This is a genomic window from Pseudomonas sp. yb_5 (genome assembly GCF_043103865.1).
GTDB classification, from domain to species: domain Bacteria; phylum Pseudomonadota; class Gammaproteobacteria; order Pseudomonadales; family Pseudomonadaceae; genus Aquipseudomonas; species Aquipseudomonas putida_Y.
The window spans coordinates 1-19,119 of sequence record NZ_JBICKE010000053.1 but is presented as its reverse complement, the minus strand read 5'-3'; the positions used below and the strand labels follow the sequence as shown (position 1 = coordinate 19,119).

Sequence of the window (19,119 nt, the reverse complement as noted above, 5' to 3'; positions counted from 1 at the left end):
ATACGGTGGCGGCTGCGACGGTGAATGGCCGAAGGAGATTGGCCAGCAGGCCCGGCCCTTTCGCGGGTGAACCCGCTCCTACGGCGGCCCGTGCCCAACCCCCGACATGCCAGGCATAGGAGCGGGTTTACCCGCGAATACGGTGGCGGCTGCGACGGTGAATGACCGAAGGAGATTGGCCAGCAGGCCCGGCCCTTTCGCGGGTGAACCCGCTCCTACGGCGGCCCGTGCCCAACCCCCGACATGCCAGGCGTAGGAGCGGGTTTACCCGCGAATACGGTGGCGGCGGCAACGGTGAATGACCGGGGGAATTTGACCAGCAGGCCCGGCCTTTTCGCGGGTTGAACCGCCCGTGGCATGGCGGTTCCGCCCCTAGGTTGTTACCTCAATAAACCGTGCCTTGAATCAAACGCAGCAGATACTGGCCATAACCGTTCTTGGCCAGCGGTGCTGCCAGCGTTTCCAACTGCTGGGCATCGATCCACCCCTGCCGGAATGCCACCTCTTCCGGGCATGCTACCTTCAGCCCTTGCCGCCGCTCGATCGTCGCGATATACCCACTTGCCTCAAGCAGCGAGTCATGCGTTCCGGTATCCAGCCAGGCATACCCGCGCCCCATGATCTCCACCGACAAACGGTGCTGTTCCAGGTACGCGCGATTGACGTCGGTAATCTCCAGCTCACCACGCGCAGATGGCCGAATGCTTTTGGCAATCTCGATCACGTCATTGTCGTAGAAGTACAACCCAGTCACGGCGTAGTTGGACTTGGGTTTGGCCGGTTTCTCTTCCAGGCTGATGGCATTACCCTGCCCGTCGAATTCGACCACGCCATAACGTTCAGGATCTTGCACGTGATAGGCGAACACGCTGGCGCTGCCTTGGCGGTCCATCGCGCTGCGCAGCAACTGCTGGAAGTCGTGGCCGTAATAGATGTTGTCACCCAGCACCAGCGCGGTGGGGGCGTTGCCGATGAAGTCTTCGCCAATCAGGAACGCCTGGGCCAGGCCGTCCGGAGATGGCTGCACGGCGTAGGTGATGTTGATGCCCCAGCGGTGGCCGTTGCCCAGCAGCTGCTCGAAGCGCGGGGTGTCCTGCGGGGTGGAGATGATCAGGATGTCGTGAATGCCCGCCAGCATCAGTGTGGTCAACGGGTAATAGATCATCGGCTTGTCGTACACCGGCAACAGTTGCTTGGAAATTGCCAGGGTCGCCGGGTGCAGGCGGGTACCCGACCCACCCGCCAGAATGATGCCTTTACGCTTCATAGTGGTCCTTTCTCGTAGATTTCCGTCAGCATGCGAGCCACACCCAGGCGCCAGTCTGGCAGGGTCAGGGCAAAGGCCTTCTGCAGTTTATGGGTATCTAGACGCGAGTTGGCCGGCCGCATGGCCGGCGTCGGGTAGGCCTCTGTGGTCAATGGGGTGACGTGTTCGGCATGAGCTTTCAGCGGCACGCCATGGACCGCCGCTTGCTCCAGTACGTAACGGGCATAGCCGCACCAGGTGGTTTCCCCACCCGCAGCCAGGTGGTACAGGCCAGCCAGGGATGGGTTGCGGCGGGTGGCGACAATGGCGTGGGCGGTGATGTCGGCAATCAGTTCGGCGCCTGTCGGGGCACCGTGCTGGTCATCGATCACGCCCAGGCTGTCACGCTCCGCAGCCAGGCGCAGCATGGTTTTGGCGAAGTTGTTGCCGCGTGCGGCATACACCCAGCAGGTGCGAAAAATCAGGTGCTGGCAACCGGCAGCCTGGATGGCTTGCTCGCCAGCCAGCTTGCTGGCGCCATAAGTATTCAGTGGGTCAACGGCGTCGTCTTCGCGCCAGGGCTGGGTGCCCTGCCCCGGAAACACATAGTCGGTGGAGTAATGCACCAGCAGTGCGCCACTGTCAGCGGCAGCGCGGGCCAGCACGCCGACAGCGTCGGCGTTTACCTTGAAGGCTTGCTCACGGTCACTCTCGGCTTTGTCCACGGCGGTGTAGGCCGCCGCATTGACGATGACATCGGGGGCGTAGACCCGGACCGTTTCGGCCAGGCCCGGCAAGTTGCCCAGGTCGCCACAGTACGCCTGGCTGCGAGCGTTCAGCGCCAGCAACTGCCCCAGTGGGGCCAGGCTGCGTTGCAGTTCCCAGCCTACCTGACCGTCCTTGCCCAGTAGCAGCACCTTCATGCAGAACGCCCTGCGTAGTTTTTTTCAACCCAGTCGCGGTAGCTGCCAGACTGCACGTTCTGCACCCAGTCCTGGTTGTCGAGGTACCAGGCCACGGTTTTGCGGATGCCGGTTTCGAAGGTTTCCGCAGGCTTCCAGCCAAGCTCCTGCTCCAGCTTGCGGGCATCGATGGCGTAACGGCGGTCGTGGCCGGGACGGTCGCTTACGTAGGTGATCTGTTCGGCGTACGGCTTGCCGTCGGTGCGAGGGTGCAGTTCGTCCAGCAGCGCACAAACGCGGTTGACGATTTCCAGGTTGGGCTTTTCATTCCAGCCCCCGACGTTATAAACCTCACCGGTTTTGCCGGCTTCCAGCACGCGGCGGATGGCGCTGCAGTGGTCTTTTACGTACAACCAGTCGCGAATCTGCTGACCGTCGCCATACACCGGCAATGGCTTGCCGGCCAAGGCGTTGACGATCATCAGCGGGATGAGCTTTTCCGGGAAGTGGTAAGGGCCGTAATTGTTGGAGCAATTGGTGGTCAGCACCGGCAGGCCGTAGGTATGGAAATACGAACGGACCAAGTGGTCGCTGGCAGCCTTGCTGGCCGAGTACGGGCTGTTAGGCTGGTACGGATGGGTTTCAGTGAAGGCCGCTTCGTCGGCAGCCAGCGAGCCATACACTTCGTCGGTAGACACATGCAGGAAGCGGAATGCCTGCCGCGCCGGTTCACTCAGGCCGCCCCAGTATGCACGCACGGCTTCCAGCAGGTGGAACGTGCCGACGACGTTGGTTTCGATAAAGGCTTGCGGGCCATGGATCGAGCGGTCGACATGAGATTCGGCGGCAAAGTTGATGATGGCGCGGGGCTGATGGGCATGCAGTAACTCCGCGACCAGCCCGCTATCGGCAATGTCGCCATGCACAAAGATATGGCGCTTGTCGCCCTGCAGGCTGCTCAGGGTCTGCAGATTGCCTGCATAGGTGAGTTTGTCCAGGTTGACCACGGGTTCGTCATCGCCGGCCAGCCAGTCCAAAACGAAGTTCGCCCCGATAAAGCCTGCACCGCCGGTTACCAGAATGGTCATGTTTGTCTGCTTCCGTTGTCAGGGTCTGCTCTTCCACTTTCAGGATTCTAGACTGTCGGCGGTTGATTCGAGAGTGAAGACGATGGCAACGTGAGATTTAACTGTGACCGAGGGGACGTGTCTTGATCACTGCCAGAAGAGCATCTTGAGGCGCCGCCAGAACGACGAGAGAAAAACCTAGGATTAACGGTCGCCAAAGAGAACGAAAGCTGGAGGTTATCGCCCTTGGCAAAGAAATTACCCCCCGCGGCTGGCAATGGTCGAGATACTTGTTACCGGTTGGACTGGCGGAACCTGCGCCCAGTATCGATAAGTGCTGCCTGGGCACTAACTGGCGGCGTCCAGGCTAGCAGTTGCCGGCTCTTGGTGGAGTCAATCTGTAGCGACCTACAAAGCTGCGTATAGAGGTTCTGCTTGCCAATCAGCCCCGCTGCCCAGCCAATCAATGCGGGAGGAACCGGCAGTTGAATCAGACGCTTGTCCATACCACGCGCCAGCAGCTCAAGCAGCTCCTTCAGTGAGACATCTTCAAAATCGCAAACCAAGAACGTTTCTCCCGCCGCAGCTGGATGCCGGGCACAGCAAGCGATGAAGTCGGCCAGGTTCTCCAGTGCGACCATACTGCGGCTATTCCTTACGCAGGCAAAAGGCAGAGGAATACCCAAGTCAATCAGCTTCAACAACCTAGCGAAATTGCCTGGCGCATGCGCCGCGTAAACCAAGGGCGGCCGGACTATGACCAGTTCGATACCGCTTGATGCCGCGAGTGCCTTCAGAGCCTCCTCAGCCTCGAGCTTTGACAACGCATAGTTAGCATGCGGCGCAGGTATGGAATGCTCGGAAAATGGCTCGCCCGTTGTGAAATTGCCATTCACACCAATCGAACTGATAAATACGAAACGCTTGACGTGATTGTCTATGGCTTGCCGCAACAACTTAACCGCCCCTTCCACGTTCACCCGCCTGAACTCAGCTAGTGGGTCGGCCTGCATGTCATTCAGTACATGGGCACGTGCAGCCAGATGAACGACCACATCAACACCCTGAAGAGCCTGTGACCAATCGGTTTCTGAGCTAATGTTGCCGACCGCAACGAAACTGGCCTTACCGTCTATCGAGGAAGGGAGCTTGCGTACAGCAGCGGTCAGTTCGACATCGGTCTCCTTTTGAAACCGGCTCAATACGGCGCCGCCAACAAAACCTTTCGCACCGGTCACTAAAACATGCATGCTGGCTCCTTGATTACTCGACCGCCCATAGCAATAGCCCTATCAGGGTTCCTGGCGCCGTTGGACGTGAATCCAGTCGACAATATCACCCTCAGGGGCATAGCCAATGACTGTTTCGCGCAGCAGCTGCCGGACAAGAACATAGTCATCCTTCTCAATCGCTGACAACAGCTGTGCGAGCCTTGGTTTAAGTACTTCCCAAGGCAGGTAGTCTTCGCTAGCGCTCATGATCATAGGGTGCCGTGTTGCCACCACACTATCGCCAATGAGCAACTCCTCATAGAGCTTTTCACCCGGGCGCAATCCGCTGAACTGGATTGCAATATCACCATGCGGCTCGCGGTCGGAACGAATGCTCAATCCAGACAAATGGATCATCTTTTCAGCCAGTTCCACGATCCGAACTGGCTCCCCCATGTCTAGCACGAACACATCTCCGCCCTTCCCCATCGAACCGGCCTGGATGACTAATTGGGCAGCCTCGGGAATGGTCATGAAATAGCGAGTGATCTTAGGGTGAGTGACAGTCAGAGGGCCACCGGCCTTGATCTGCTTGTAGAACAAGGGGATAACAGACCCTGACGATCCCAGCACGTTGCCGAATCGGACCATGGTGAAACGGGTCTTGTTGACCCTCGAAACATTATCGGTTTCGCCAAACAATACAGGCGCCAACTCCTGGCTCAGTGCCTGCAACGTCATTTCAGCAAGACGCTTGGTACTGCCCATGACATTAGTTGGGCGTACTGCTTTGTCGGTGGAAATCAGCACAAAATTTGCCACACCCGCCTTGAGTGCCGACTGCGCTGTATTGAGGGTTCCGATGACGTTATTCAGCACACCTTCGGCGATATTATGCTCGACCAGCGGAACATGCTTATAGGCGGCCGCATGATAGACCGTGTCCACCGACCAGGTTTTCATGATATCGAACAACTGGGCCGGATTGCGCACCGACCCCAATATCGGCAAAAGTCGTACCGACAGAGATCCATGCTCCACTCGCTGTTCAAGCTCTTGGAGAATGTTGTAGAGGTTAAATTCGCTATGCTCATACAGCAGCAGCACTTTGGGTTCCAGCCCCAGAATCTGCCGGCATAGCTCCGACCCGATAGATCCACCGGCTCCCGTAACCATGACCGTTTGACCTGCGACACAATGCGCGAGCAGGTCTTCCTGGGCCGGGACGGAGTCACGCCCCAGCAGGTCTGCAATGTCTACCTCTTGAATGTCATCGACCTGGACGCGGCCGCTAGCAAGGTCCACGATACCTGGGATACTGCGCACATGCAGTGGAAAGCGCTCCAGAAACCCAAGAATTTCTCGCCTACGCCCCCTAGATACGGAAGGAATGGCTAGCAGGATCTCCTGCGCACTCGTTAGTTCGATCATGCGTTCGATATGGGCAGGCGTGAATACCTGTAGACCAGAAATTACCTGGTTTGAAATGCTGTCGTCATCATCGATGAACGCAACCGGTCGCATGACTTTACCTTGGCGCAATGCGGCCGCCAACTGGTTACCTGCCGCGCCTGCCCCATAAATCGCGACCCTAGGAAGCCCATCATCGCGCTGGGCGAACGGTACATGCTGGGTGGCGGCATACCAGTCACCCAGAAAATACTGACGCATGGCAAGGCGCAACCCCCCAACCATGATCAGGCTCAGCCACCAAAAATTGAATATGATCGAACGCGGCACCACATTCTGGTGCCCGCTATACCAATACACCGCTACCCCGAGAATCAACGACGATAGTGTCACGGCCTTGATGATCACGATGAGCGCGTCATTACCGAAGTAGCGCATGACCGCGCGATACATACCGAAACGAATAAACAAAGGTATCGAGATAACTGGGGCGCACAAGAACAACCACAGGTGGTCCTTGATAGGGTCCGCGATCTCGTCAATTCCAAGCCGCACCAGAAACGCAAGCCACAAAGCCGCCCAGACCAGAAAGACATCAGTCAAGACCTGGAGCATACGTTTATAACGGCGAGGCAATCCCAGCAGAGAAGCCCGCATCTTGTCCAGAATCCCGTCGAACACCTTCACTGCCCCCTGTCTAATCCACGGATTAACCAATTGCCCCTGGGTTTCAGTGGGCAACTCGGAGAACTCACTCGGCACTGCCAGCCTTATAGGCAAAAGCAATACCTACCAATGGCACATAAGCGATCAACACGCCGACGACACCTTCCAGATCAAATAACGCCACGCACAACGCAATGGGTAGAAGCCAGAATAGATTCAATACCGCGACGCCGACAGTTACCGGGAGGTGTCTGCCATATCGTCGGGACGCAAACTGATAGGCATGGCTGCGATGCGCCTCATAGAGCTTTTCTCCCCTCGACAGACGCCGCAGGAGTGTAAAGGTCGCATCAACCACAAAGACGCCCAGCAGGATCAGCCAGCACCAGAACAACTGGGACGAGGCCCAGGCAGCTTGCAGTGACAATACACCTAGCACGATTCCCAGAAAGCCACTTCCAGCATCTCCCATGAAAATACGCGCGGGAGGAAAATTCCAGAAGAGAAAACCCAATACTGCCATAGCGAGCAACAGCGGGAGGGTCATCAAATGCGTGTGCCCAGCCAACCAGTAAGTCAGGCAGGCGCCGATACAAACGCAAATGGCCTCGACGCTGGCGATACCATCGATGCCATCCATGAAGTTGTACAGGTTCAGCATCCATACAAGGTAGATAGCCGCGAGGACCGTGCCAAACACACCCAGCTCTAGGGTCCACGAGAACACACTGAGTGGAGCAAGTCCACCGAGCCAGTAAAGCGCCCAGAACGCTGCAATGAAATGACCAAGCAACCGCCACCTGGCAGCGATATGCCCATGGTCGTCCATGAAGCCTATGATGGCCACAAGGCCACCTGCACCAGCCAACGCCAGTAGCGCCCGAGCACTTTCGTTACCCTGGAAGCCAAGAAAGGCAAGCACAGCGATGAATGAAACGACAATGGCAACCCCACCACCCCGAGGCGTAGGGATGACATGCGAGCTGCGTGCATTAGGGATATCCAAGATGCTTTTCGCCAAGGCATAACGCCTCAAACCCGCAGTCATCAGCAAGGAAGCGATAACCACGAGTGGAACCATCCACCACTGACTCATTGTTATAATTCCTGATTGTTCTGGAAGCGTATAACTGGAATGGTGCTGTCGGCCCAACGCGCGACAACAACATCCTCACGTTTGCAATCACTCACATCATGATGGCGCCCCCCGGCGCAAGGTGGCGGCATACATCAATGCTTCCAGCTTTTTCATGAGCTTGGTACGCGAAAAGTTCTGCTCGTAATACAGGCGACCGCTGCGCCCCATCTCATCCCGCTTCTCCACATCAGCGCTTGCCAGTTCGAGTACTATCCGGGATAGCGCCTTGCCATCACCAGAAGGACAAGCCAACCCAGCCCCGGACTCCCTGATGACCCTCGCCGCTTCGCCGTCCACCGCCCCTATCAATGGCCTCCCCGAAGCAAGGTAGGTCTGCACCTTGCCTGGGATGGTCTTGGCGATGATGTCGTTGGTCTTCAGCGAAACGAGTAACGCATCTGCCTGCGCGAACAATGCAGGCATTTCTTCTAGCGGGTGCCGCCCCAACAGCAAAACATTGTCCAACTGTCTGAGTGCAATCTGCTCAGCAATCCAGTTGCCCATGCGCCCATCACCCACAATCACCCAACGGATAGCGGCCTGGTCACGGAGCTCTTCAGCTGCATCCAGTATCGAAGGAAAGCCCTGAGTCTCACCTAAATTGCCAGCATAAACGATGGTGAATACATCAGCCTGCCTGTCAATTAGGGACGACTGAGGCGATACCGACGCAGAAAAGTCGTCCTCTGCCCAACTAGGGAAATAGATCAGGCGCTCGTCCGGCATACGCTTGGTGCAATATCTTTTTACGTCCTCGACAAAGGCATGAGACTGCACCAGCAGATAGTCGGTACGATTGTATATCCATGACACGACCTTACCGACCATGGCAATGAGCTTTGGATTCTTGACCACTCCGACAAAACTCAGGGACTCCGGCCATAGGTCCAGCACCCAGACAAATACAGGGGTCCGCTTCAGCCGACCGATCACGATAGCTGGGATGGCCGCCATGATTGGCGAAACTGCATTCATGAAGATGGCGTCAAATTGACGCCCTTTCAGCTTGTAGGCACCCACCGTCGAGGCACTGATGAAGAACGACAGGTAATTCAGCGCCAGGGTCAGCTTTCCCGAACCTCGCGGCACCAGAGGTACCCGGATAATCTCAGCCCCCTGAAACTCCTTAAAATACTCGGGCTTTTCACGGTACGCCTCAAAAACCTCACCCTCTGGATAGTTGGGCAAACCCGTCAAAACTGTGACTTCATGCCCCTGCTCAGTAAAATAGCGAACCATGTCATTGATCCGCATATTTTCAGGCCAAAAATATTGTGTAACGAGAAGAACCCGCAACCTGTTGTCAGCCATACCGACTACTCGATCAATACTGTTTCCAGACAATGCGATTCACATAATCCGTGTAGCTGTGCAGGATACGAACAACTTTGTCAGCGACGTTCGGCATACTGTAATCCGCGACAAGACGCAAGCTGCGCTGCTTCCCGCGTGCCTGTGACTCGAGAATGGCCAATCCTTGCATGACACGTTCGACTTCAAGCCCAACCATCATGACTGCCGCCTCCTCCATTCCCTCAGGGCGCTCGTGTGCTTCACGAATATTCAACGCGGGGAAGTTGAGAATGGAGGACTCTTCATTGATCGTGCCGCTGTCTGACAAAACAGCCTTAGCTTCCAACTGTAGTTTGTTGTAGTCCTTAAAGCCCAGTGGCTTGAGCAGTTGCACATTTTTATGGAACGTTACCCCCATGGCACTCACGCGTTTTTGCGTCCGCGGATGGGTCGAGACGATGACTGGCAGATCGAAATGCTCGGCAACCGTATTCAATGTATCAACCAGTTTTAAGAAATTCTTGTCGGAGTCTATATTTTCTTCCCGATGTGCACTGACCACGAAGAACTTATTGCGTTCAAGGTCAAGGCGGCTCAGCACATCTGACTGTTCGATACCTTCACGGTAATAGTTAAGAACTTCGAACATAGGGCTGCCAGTCTTGATTACCCGATCAGCCGGTAGCCCTTCGCTCAGCAAATAGTCACGGGCAATCGTACTGTATGTCAGGTTAATGTCAGCGGTGTGGTCGACAATCCGGCGATTGATTTCCTCGGGGACGCGCATGTCGAAACAGCGATTACCCGCCTCCATATGGAATGTCGGAATCTTGCGGCGCTTAGCGGGGAGCACGCTCATACAACTGTTGGTATCCCCCAACACAAGCAGTACTTCAGGCTGCACTTCCGCCAGCACCCGGTCGACGGCAATGATCACATTGCCAATAGTTTCCGCGCCTGTAGCACCTGCCGCATTCAAAAAATGGTCTGGTTTTCGAATACCAAGATCCTGGAAAAAGATCTCATTGAGCTCGTAGTCATAATTTTGACCGGTATGCACCAGTACATGCTCGCAGTGCTCATCCAGCGCGGCCATGACACGCGACAGACGAATAATCTCCGGGCGAGTACCCACTACCGTTACCACTTTCAATTTTTTCATTCTAGGATCCTGAAGCAATAGATCAAGCTTTCGCACCCACAGGCCGGGCATAGGTGTCAGGGAGCTGTCGGTCGAAAATTTCGTTGGCCCAGAGCATCACGATCAACTCGTCATCGCCCACGTTGGTGATGTCATGGCTCCACCCAGGAACGGTTTCCACAACTTCAGGCTTGTCCCCCGTTGTGAACAACTCGTAGAACGCATTCGAAACGATATGCCTAAAACGGAAACAGGCGCGCCCTTTGATGACAAGAAACTTCTCGTTTTTCGAATGATGATAATGCCCCCCGCGAGTGACGCCCGGATGTGCAGTAAAGTACGAAAACTGCCCTGAATCCTTGGTTTTGAGCATTTCGACGAAGACACCACGGGGATCTTCGTGCTTCTGCAATCCATAAGTGAAGCGCTCCGCCGGCACAAAGCTGAGGTAAGTGGAGTACAGCGCACGTACTAGGCCCGTACCCACGGGTTCGGTGATCATCGACCCGCGACTTTCCTTGAATGCGTAGAGCTGTCGCACCAACTCACCCACCGTGGTCTGGTAAACCGGGTCGACAGTGACAAAGCCTTGCTGCTCCTTGGTGCCCTCCATGACTTGGAGGAATGACGAAATCACATCATCAATATAGACAAGTTGCAGAGGCGCGTCGGGATCATTAACCGTTACCGGCAATTCGCGCACGATATTATGGCAGAAGGTAGCGACTGCGGAGTTGTAATTAGGTCGCGACCACTTACCGAATACGTTCGGCAGTCGGAAGATAAACACAGGCACACCGTGCTCGCCTTGCAATGACTGAAGAGCCTGCTCGGCACCTCGCTTGCTGTGGCCGTACGGGTTGTCCAGTAGCGCCTGAATGGACGACGTGTAAAGCACCGGGGGTTTCCTTCCCGAGTTGGCTATTGCATCGCACAGGGCCTGTGTCAGGTCAGCATTTCCGGCCTGGAACTCTGCGGGGTCCTGGGGACGGTTCACTCCCGCAAGGTGGAAAACAAAGTCGGCTTGGGCAACTAACCCTGGAAGGCTCGAAAGTGAGTCTCCCCGGGCAAAGCGCATGATCTCAACGTCGCTACGCTCATTCAAATGAGCAATCAGGTTTTGCCCTACGAAGCCATTGGCGCCAGTGATCAAGACCTTCATCTGTCATTCCTCCGGCGTTGCATGCTCACCGCGCTGGATGGCTTGCATGAATTCCAGCTTCAATAACAGCCGCTGCATACCCTCGACATCCAAGCGCTCAGTGTTGTGCGAGTTGTAGTCTTCGGTACGGGAAATTTTTGTTTCTCCCTCTTCGACAAACTTGGCATAGTTCAAATCCCGCAAGTCCGGTGGTACACGGAAGTAATCGCCCATGTCCTCCGCGCAGGCCATTTCTTCGCGGCTAAGCAACGCCTCATAGAGCTTTTCGCCGTGCCGCGTACCGATCACCTGAATGGGATGTTCTGGCTTACCCACCAACCCGGTCAAGGCACGGGCCAATGTATCTACAGTCGCTGCAGGCGCTTTTTGTACGAACAAATCACCATTGTTGCCATGTTCGAAAGCATATAGAACTAAGTCGACCGCATCGGACAAAGTCATCATGAAGCGCGTCATGTTGGGATCGGTCAGTGTCAACGGCTTGCCAGCGCGAATCTGGTCGATGAATAGCGGAATCACCGAACCACGCGAAGCCATGACATTCCCATAACGAGTGCCACAAATGACGGTCTTCTTTTCATCCACATTCCGCGACTTAGCAACCATTACCTTTTCCATCATGGCCTTGGAAATACCCATGGCATTGATAGGGTAGACCGCTTTGTCGGTACTCAGGCAGACGACGCGCTTGACGCTATTCTGAATGGCCGCTTCCAGTACGTTTTCAGTCCCCAACACATTCGTCTTGACCGCCTCAAGGGGGTGAAACTCACATGATGGAACTTGCTTTAGTGCAGCGGCGTGATAAATATAGTCGACACCACGCGTCGCATTTAAAACACTCTGATAATCGCGCACATCACCAATATAAAACTTTAACTTATCACTCGCATAACGCTTACGCATGTCATCTTGTTTTTTTTCATCGCGACTAAAAACACGGATCTCCCGAATATCGCCTTCCAAAAATCTTTTCAGCACCGCGTTACCAAATGAGCCTGTGCCGCCGGTTACTAGCAAGACCTTACCCGAAAATATACTCACTTATTATTCTCCATAAACTCAACAAGCTGTTTTCCGACGGCGCGACTTGACTTAGTCTCAAGCACCCAGACCTTACCACGCGCGGCCTTGTCATACAAATTCTGCTTGTCCGCAGCACTGAAATCGACGAGCGCGCGCGCAACCGCATCGATTGAAAACTCTTCAATAACATTAATATAGTCGAAATACTCATCTGGTATCCCTGCCAGGCGCGTCGTCAACACCGGTATACCAGCAGACATGTATTCAATCAGCTTTGAAGGAAAGGAGTAGCGGGTATACCGCTCCGCAGGATTGCGCGTCAGCAACAGCAATGAGGCCGCCCCTTGCAGCTGCGCCACCCTCTCAGGCGACACAAACCCAAGATACTTGACGGAGGCATGCCGAGCGCAAACATCCGTCAAGTAGCCCTCCAGATCACCGCGACCACATAGCACCAGCTCGTAGTCGATACCCGATCGAAGAAAACCCTCCACCAGCTCGACAATTCCATACGAGCGGTTGACCCCACCGGCGTAGAAAATCATCTGCTTGCGGCCCGACCCCGCCACGGTAACAGGCCCAGATGAGGACGAAGATATACCCTCGAGCACCATATAGGGCTTGGAGCGCCATGCCGGATAGTCTTCGACCATCGGTCGACTGATTACCACCAAGCCATTTGACGAAGCAAGCAGCCCTGACAACAGGGAAGCATCGAGCTTCTTCAATAGCTTTAAAAGCCTGCCACGCCCAAGGGCCACATCCATGAACGATGGCAAGTCTGGGACGTATACAAAGAAAGGTTTTTTGCACAGCTTTGAATACAAGTAGGCAGCCAGCAAATTAGGCGAGTGCGCCGCGTATACACAGATAGCGTCAGTCCGACGCCCCATACGCAAGAGACCATAGAATGAACCGACACACCGCGTGAGCATTTTGATTACAGGCAAATTGACGAACGGCATGACACGCCCCACCCCCTGCCCGTTGCCCGGCAACAGTTTGCCGGGTAGCCAGACTCGCTTGATACGCGGAAAGGTGGAAACTGCAATAGTCGCCAGAGTGTCAACCCTCAACCCAGCCAACCTGAGCGCTTCAATGAAGCGCGACTCCAACTTGTAGGCCGCAACCTGCGGAAACTTGTCACCGGCGGAGTAGCGCTCGAAATAGGCTTCCCCCACATGAAAGCCCAGCAGCAGGACTTTGCGCACTGCCGCGCCGCTCTTGACTTCGCGCTCCCCTTGCAACAGTGCACGCTTGGATTCCACACTCATTTCGCGACCATAGCCCGGTAAGCTTTTACGAACAATGCGTATACGAACAGCATCAATATCGACCAGAAAACGCCATGATCGTAAAAAATAGGCCCTTCACCTGGCAGCTGAGATAGATGATAGCCCATGACCCCACCTGTAACAGCAATGGCGCCTGCCAACGAACTCCCTCCTAGCGGAAGAGCCGCGAAAACACCTAGCAGTACAGAACCACATAGCAAACCGACGGCAGCCAGAGGCCATCCACCCAATGCGTATGACGTGATGTGAACTGCTGCAGGAGCAGTACCACGCCCATTGAACTGATCATTGAATATCTCGGTATATATATAGTAACTGGGGCGGCACTTTTGACCGACTTTTGCCTGCGCAAGCAAGCCCCCGCATACCTGTCCCCGCTTGGTGAAAACCTCGTAGTAATATGGGTAGATAATGGCCATACGATTGACAGCATGAAACATCATCTTAGGGACTTCCCCACCAATGGCCGCACTCAATGCCACGACATCCGCCCCCTTGCTCTCCTTCTCATCCCTTTCAGGTACAGGGGCTACCGAGCGACCGGCTATGTCAGCCTCAGACACTTGCGGCTCAACCATCGCAGACTCGCCGATCTGCGACTGTTCAGCCTGCTCCGGCACCGGAGGAGAAATCCTGTAAACAAATGCCGAGATCAGAAAATACACCAGCAGCAGCGCGACCATACCGACCGCCGCCTTCACGAATGGATACCGTGGTGTATAAACAAACACAGCCAGTACCAAGCCCGCATAGAAAATCAGAATGGGCCATTTCATATTCAGGACAACCAGAAGCACTGAGATCACGACAGCATTCAGCAGTGTGACCCCCCCCCACCAAAGCCCACCCTTACGCACGAGCTTCACCGCACCATAGATAGACAAGAAGTGCAAATTCGACATCAGCAGGGCCATACTAAAGAAGCTGACCCGCTCACGAATGACGAAACGCGCCTCTACACTCGAAGTAAAATCGCTACCTGCCAGAAACAGCCGGAAGGCTTCCGCTTGCCAGAACGCGTATATCACAACTCCATAACAGAGCAGCAAGAGCATTAGATAGGATGAATGGGTAAACTCTGGAAAGAAACCTACCACCCTAGCAACCAATGGCTGCGTGAACCTCCGCACCAACCAGACTACCAACGGCGTCACAACGAATGGTGACAATAGCAGCAACCAGAAACCCGAAGAGAACAATGTATCAAATTCGAATATCCGAGCAGTGAAGGGAGTTTTCTCCAGAAACGGGCGTGCTGATGGAATTAAGTAGACAAGATTACCAAGGACAACAGTCAGAAAATAGGACACTAAAAAAATAGTTGGCGCAATATTTACCGACAGCCAATCTCGAAACTTATTCGAATCGGTCATTCCCCTCCCCCCCCTAAAGTCCTTTAAACCATAATTTTATTTCTGTCGCAACAACCTAGAAACACCGCTAGCCGCAACACTCATCAATCCATTCTGGCGCTCATGAAATCTTTCCAAGCCACAGTTTTCCAGACCACGAGCAGCGAGAACAACGAAAAAATCAGGACCCACACCAAGACCCGCGCCCACCACACCACCGCCCCCATGAAGACATCTAGTGCAACCTGAAGTAAGTAACCTACCATCAAAGCCAGCATCGACACGGCAAACGGCTTCAGCAGCCCCCTGTAAAGATTGACCTTTCTCATGATGGTTGCAGTGACGATACCAAAATAGATCAACTGCCCCACCACCACACCCAACGCCACACCATACAAACCGAACAATATCCCGCCCGCATAAGAAAGCAGCAAGGACACCAAAGCAGCAGCCAATGAAAACATGGCCAGCAGCCGCATGCGCCTGTGCACTTCAAGGCGTTTTTGTGTGTAAACCGCAGCGCAGTTCAGGAAGACGCCAAGGTAAGCGATCAGTAGCGCCCCAAAAGGCGCCGATATTGGCTTGCCGGTGAACTGCTCAAACACTGAAAATCCCACCAGCGCAATAACAGCCCACAGCAAGGAAAAAACAATTACCAGGAAGCCAACGGAGCTTTGAATCAGTGAACCTTCAAAAACACCATCACGGAATCGTTTGATGATCAGCGGGTGCACAAGCATGAGCAGAGGCATACTCAGCAACCCGCCGGCGCCGACAAACAGATCCTTCATCGATAGGTACGAATCACCACCTGGGACATTCAAGGCGCCAATCGCAAATCGGTCAGCAGCCACCATCAGCAGCATCCCCAGCATCCAGGGTGCCAGCGCGGAACCATAGTTGTATACGGCGCGGACGTCATTGCCGAACGCCGAACAAGCCGCCAAAGGGCCGTTCACTCCCATTCTGACAGCCGCCGCAACGAACATGACCAATGCAGCCAGTCCATATCCACCACTGAGTGCAAGCATGGCATCCGTATACGACACGCCCACATCAGAGTAACAAAAATAAATAATCCCCAACTGACCTACTACCTGCAAGACCACAGCCAGTAACTGTTGACGAACCAAAAATGCAGCCTGACAAACCGAAGACATGAAAAAGAAGAGCATTTGCGAAAAACACAACAGCAAAACACACAAAAATGTGTCATTCGCAGAGGAAAAAAGTACTGCAACCGATCCAGCGACAAGTGCCGCAAAGGGGGCCAACATTATAACGAGGTAAAGACAGCTTGAAAAAAACGCCCTATGATCACTATAGGAAGAATAATAATAAACATAAGAGTTCCCAACCCACATAGCACTCAACTGACCGACAATCAGCGAACAGGCGACACTCACCGAGTAGGAGACATATTCATCCTCAGGAAAAAAACGGTACAAAAAGAAGATAAAAAATACAGTAAGAAAAGCCGGCAACAATTTAACCGGAATGTACAATAAAAACTTCCCAAGAAACCCATTTCCCCTGACGCTGATTGCCACTCACCATCCCCTTCACAAACCCCTCTCAACTCGCCTCAGGGTAGTAGCGTCCAGCAGTGAGTCTATTCGACCAACGGGTCGCCGGTAGAACGTAGCTCAGGATAGTAGCTGAAATACCACGATAGGAACAGAAGGCGGCGATCTCATTTCCGATGCTAATCCAACATCATCAAACCGCTCTAGTACCGCGCTTTTCTCAGTCCCTTGAACCGACGAGCCATTCATATGCATAAATGATTAGCGCACTAACCAATTGAAAATAAACGACTCGAGCAGAGTCGCTCCAATCACGCACGACCTCACTCAATCCCCAGGAATGCGGATCTCAGCTAGAATATTGGCTGTCTCGATAGATTGAGCAAGCGCATGCCTGAGCGAACGCTTGGCGTCTTGCTCCCCATGCACAAGTATCACTTGAGCCCCGCGCCGAGATACCCCCCCAGCAAACCTCAACAACCCTCTCTGATCTGCATGACCCGCATATCCAGCCAATGTCAGCACTTTGGCCCTGATCTCATACATCCGCCCATCCAAATCAACCTGCACAAACCCTTCAGCCCCCTCACTCGCCTGTATCACCGCCCCCGGCGTCCCCTTAGCCTGGTACCCCACAAACATCACCTCATGCCGCGGATCCCCCAGCATGGCCTTGAGGTAATTGACGATACGCCCACCCGAACACATCCCGTTGCCGGCGATTACGATTGCAGGGCGCCCTGTGCTCTTGAGGTAGTTGACCACCTGCTGGTGGCGGGCATGGGTGTCCACGCTGATCAGCTGACTGAAGCCGAGTGGATCGCGCCCCGCTTCAACACGCGCCTTGGCTTCTGCATTCCAGTATTCGTGCAGCTCCCGGTACACGCCGGTGATGCGCTGAGCCAAGGGCGAATCGAGGATGACGGGCAACTGTGACCAGTCGATCGGCTCCCCGTCCGGAGCCGGACCGGTAGTGTTCAGCAGGGCTTTGCGATGAAGAATATCTTCCAGTTCATACAGCAGCTCCTGGGTACGACCAAGACTGAATGCAGGAATCAGGATGGTGCCCTTGTCGGCAAGTGCACGGTCGATGGCGTATTCCAGTCGCTGGCGGCGGTCGCCTGCCTGCGGGTGCAGGCGGTCGCCGTAGGTGCTTTCCAGCACCAGCACGTCAGCACGCTCCGGGGGCTGCACCGGGCGCAGCAGCGGGTTGCCACAAGCGCCCAGATCGCCAGAAAACACATACCGGGTGTTGGTTTGCTCATGCTGCATATCGCACTCGACATAAGCGGAACCCAGCAGATGCCCTGCACGCTGCAGGCGAATACGGCAGGCAAGACCTGGTCGCTCGACCACCGTGTGCCACTGCTCGAAGGGCAGCGGCACGATGAGGTCACGGATGAAATCGAGATAGCGCGCCACCTGCGCAGGCTTGCTGCTTATACTCAGCTTGTAGGCGTCTTCCAGTACCAGCGGCAGCAGCCGGGCTGAGGGCTCGCTGCACAGGATAGGGCCACGGTAACCCGCTGCCAGCAGCGCAGGGATGCGCCCAACATGGTCGAGATGGACATGAGTGATAACCAGTGCCTGAATGCCCTGGATATCGAAGCCGAGCGCCGCGGTCTCCGCATCCGACGGCGCCTCATTCCCTTGCTCAAGGCCGCAATCAATCAGCAGGCTAACGGAGGGATCAAGGTGCAACTGATGGCAGGACCCAGTGACACCCCGGGTACCACCATGATGGGAAAGGCTGGGATATTCCATGCTGCGCACACTCGCCTGGACCGAAAATGAAGTGGACTATTACTCCATGACGGCCGACGCATGCATAGGTGAACCTTTCTTTAGTAGGTGTAGGATATTTCCTTAGTTGCCGCTCAGTGCCGCCTCACGAGCAGACTCCCTGATCTTGCGTTTGCTGCGCTGCACGCCGTAGGCCCCCAGCAACGGCCCGACTGCCAAGCCAATGACCAAAGCGGCCAATACCAGGACAGCAACCGGCATGGCGGGTGCAGCCCACCCGAACAGGACCAATGACACGGTTTGCTGGTTCTCCAGCACGAAGAACAGCACCACAGCCGCCAATAGCAGCACGAACACCGCCGCCAGGGCGCGCTTGAAGTTACGCATCAGATTGCTCCTTTGGGAATCAGGTGTGGGCCTCTTCATGCTCGTCTTCATTGACCCGGTCGCGCAACTCTTTGCCGGGTTTGAAATGCGGCACGAACTTGCCTTCGAGGCTGACCGACTGGCCGGTCTTGGGATTACGGCCTACGCGTGGGGCGCGATAGTGCAGCGAGAAGCTGCCAAAACCGCGGATCTCGATGCGATCGCCGGTAGCCAGGCATTGTGACATCTGCTCAAGCATGGTCTTGATGGCCAGCTCCACGTCTTTGGACGAGAGCAGCCCCTGATGGGTGACAATACGTTCGATCAGCTCCGACTTCGTCATATTTTTCCCTTCGTTATCAAGCAGCTAGATCATTGCTTAACCAGTTTGTAGCACGCCGGGAAGGATTTGAACAGGGTGGATCTTGACTTAATAAAAAAATTCAAGATTGAAGTAATTCAAGAATGGTCTACCGCTTAGACAGGCCAGCGCTGCCTGATTCGCGGGTGAACCCGCTCCTACAATGGGGGTGCCAGCCTGAAGTTAGCGTGGTCCGGCGCCATCGGCGTAGGCG

General features: G+C 55.0%; 16 protein-coding genes. All 16 read right to left on the bottom strand.

Annotated elements, in window-relative coordinates; all coding sequences use genetic code 11:
• Positions 1 to 385: 385 nt before the first annotated feature.
• Positions 386 to 1,267 carry a glucose-1-phosphate thymidylyltransferase RfbA gene (rfbA, locus tag ACF8GF_RS07575; protein ID WP_176685070.1) on the bottom strand — a complete coding sequence of 294 codons (882 nt, stop codon included), beginning with the start codon at positions 1,265 to 1,267 and terminating at the stop codon, positions 386 to 388.
• Positions 1,264 to 2,169 (bottom strand): dTDP-4-dehydrorhamnose reductase, encoded by a 906-nt coding sequence (rfbD, locus tag ACF8GF_RS07570; protein ID WP_392488562.1) that lies wholly within the window; start codon positions 2,167 to 2,169, stop codon positions 1,264 to 1,266. The genes rfbA and rfbD overlap by 4 nt, the downstream gene beginning before the upstream one ends.
• Positions 2,166 to 3,236 (bottom strand): dTDP-glucose 4,6-dehydratase, encoded by a 1,071-nt coding sequence (gene rfbB / locus ACF8GF_RS07565; RefSeq protein ID WP_392488561.1) that lies wholly within the window; start codon positions 3,234 to 3,236, stop codon positions 2,166 to 2,168. The genes rfbD and rfbB overlap by 4 nt, the downstream gene beginning before the upstream one ends.
• A 272-nt stretch (positions 3,237 to 3,508) precedes the next feature.
• The gene (locus ACF8GF_RS07560) at positions 3,509 to 4,465 is read right to left on the bottom strand and encodes an NAD-dependent epimerase/dehydratase family protein (RefSeq protein ID WP_392488560.1); all 957 of its coding nucleotides are present in this window, start codon (positions 4,463 to 4,465) and stop codon (positions 3,509 to 3,511) included.
• 42 nt (positions 4,466 to 4,507) lie between these two features.
• A complete protein-coding gene (locus ACF8GF_RS07555; RefSeq protein ID WP_392460652.1) occupies positions 4,508 to 6,493 on the bottom strand; it encodes a polysaccharide biosynthesis protein in 1,986 nt (661 codons plus the stop codon).
• Positions 6,494 to 6,587: 94 nt separating this feature from the next.
• On the bottom strand, positions 6,588 to 7,598 hold the full coding sequence (locus tag ACF8GF_RS07550; protein ID WP_392460648.1) for a glycosyltransferase family 4 protein: 1,011 nt from the start codon (positions 7,596 to 7,598) through the stop codon (positions 6,588 to 6,590).
• Positions 7,599 to 7,694: 96 nt separating this feature from the next.
• Complete coding sequence (locus ACF8GF_RS07545; protein ID WP_392460647.1) at positions 7,695 to 8,951, bottom strand: glycosyltransferase family 4 protein; 1,257 nt, start codon at positions 8,949 to 8,951, stop codon at positions 7,695 to 7,697.
• Between the two features lie 13 nt (positions 8,952 to 8,964).
• Positions 8,965 to 10,095 carry a non-hydrolyzing UDP-N-acetylglucosamine 2-epimerase gene (gene wecB, locus ACF8GF_RS07540; RefSeq protein ID WP_252461694.1) on the bottom strand — a complete coding sequence of 377 codons (1,131 nt, stop codon included), beginning with the start codon at positions 10,093 to 10,095 and terminating at the stop codon, positions 8,965 to 8,967.
• A gap of 22 nt (positions 10,096 to 10,117) precedes the next feature.
• Positions 10,118 to 11,236 carry a capsular polysaccharide biosynthesis protein CapF gene (locus ACF8GF_RS07535; protein WP_252461695.1) on the bottom strand — a complete coding sequence of 373 codons (1,119 nt, stop codon included), beginning with the start codon at positions 11,234 to 11,236 and terminating at the stop codon, positions 10,118 to 10,120.
• A 3-nt stretch (positions 11,237 to 11,239) separates the two neighbouring features.
• Positions 11,240 to 12,274, bottom strand: coding sequence for a polysaccharide biosynthesis protein (locus tag ACF8GF_RS07530; RefSeq protein WP_252461701.1), 1,035 nt, complete (start codon positions 12,272 to 12,274; stop codon positions 11,240 to 11,242).
• A 2-nt stretch (positions 12,275 to 12,276) separates the two neighbouring features.
• Positions 12,277 to 13,536 (bottom strand): glycosyltransferase, encoded by a 1,260-nt coding sequence (locus tag ACF8GF_RS07525; protein ID WP_392460646.1) that lies wholly within the window; start codon positions 13,534 to 13,536, stop codon positions 12,277 to 12,279.
• Complete coding sequence (locus ACF8GF_RS07520; RefSeq protein WP_392488559.1) at positions 13,533 to 14,930, bottom strand: hypothetical protein; 1,398 nt, start codon at positions 14,928 to 14,930, stop codon at positions 13,533 to 13,535. The genes ACF8GF_RS07525 and ACF8GF_RS07520 overlap by 4 nt, the downstream gene beginning before the upstream one ends.
• An 83-nt stretch (positions 14,931 to 15,013) precedes the next feature.
• Positions 15,014 to 16,459, bottom strand: coding sequence for a sugar transporter (locus tag ACF8GF_RS07515; RefSeq protein WP_392488558.1), 1,446 nt, complete (start codon positions 16,457 to 16,459; stop codon positions 15,014 to 15,016).
• A 303-nt stretch (positions 16,460 to 16,762) separates the two neighbouring features.
• On the bottom strand, positions 16,763 to 18,199 hold the full coding sequence (locus ACF8GF_RS07510; RefSeq protein ID WP_392488557.1) for an MBL fold metallo-hydrolase RNA specificity domain-containing protein: 1,437 nt from the start codon (positions 18,197 to 18,199) through the stop codon (positions 16,763 to 16,765).
• A gap of 102 nt (positions 18,200 to 18,301) precedes the next feature.
• Positions 18,302 to 18,565, bottom strand: a complete 264-nt coding sequence (locus ACF8GF_RS07505) for a lipopolysaccharide assembly protein LapA domain-containing protein (RefSeq protein ID WP_392460642.1) — start codon at positions 18,563 to 18,565, stop codon at positions 18,302 to 18,304.
• A gap of 19 nt (positions 18,566 to 18,584) precedes the next feature.
• Positions 18,585 to 18,887 (bottom strand): integration host factor subunit beta, encoded by a 303-nt coding sequence (gene ihfB / locus ACF8GF_RS07500; RefSeq protein ID WP_010952810.1) that lies wholly within the window; start codon positions 18,885 to 18,887, stop codon positions 18,585 to 18,587.
• Positions 18,888 to 19,119 lie beyond the last annotated feature (232 nt).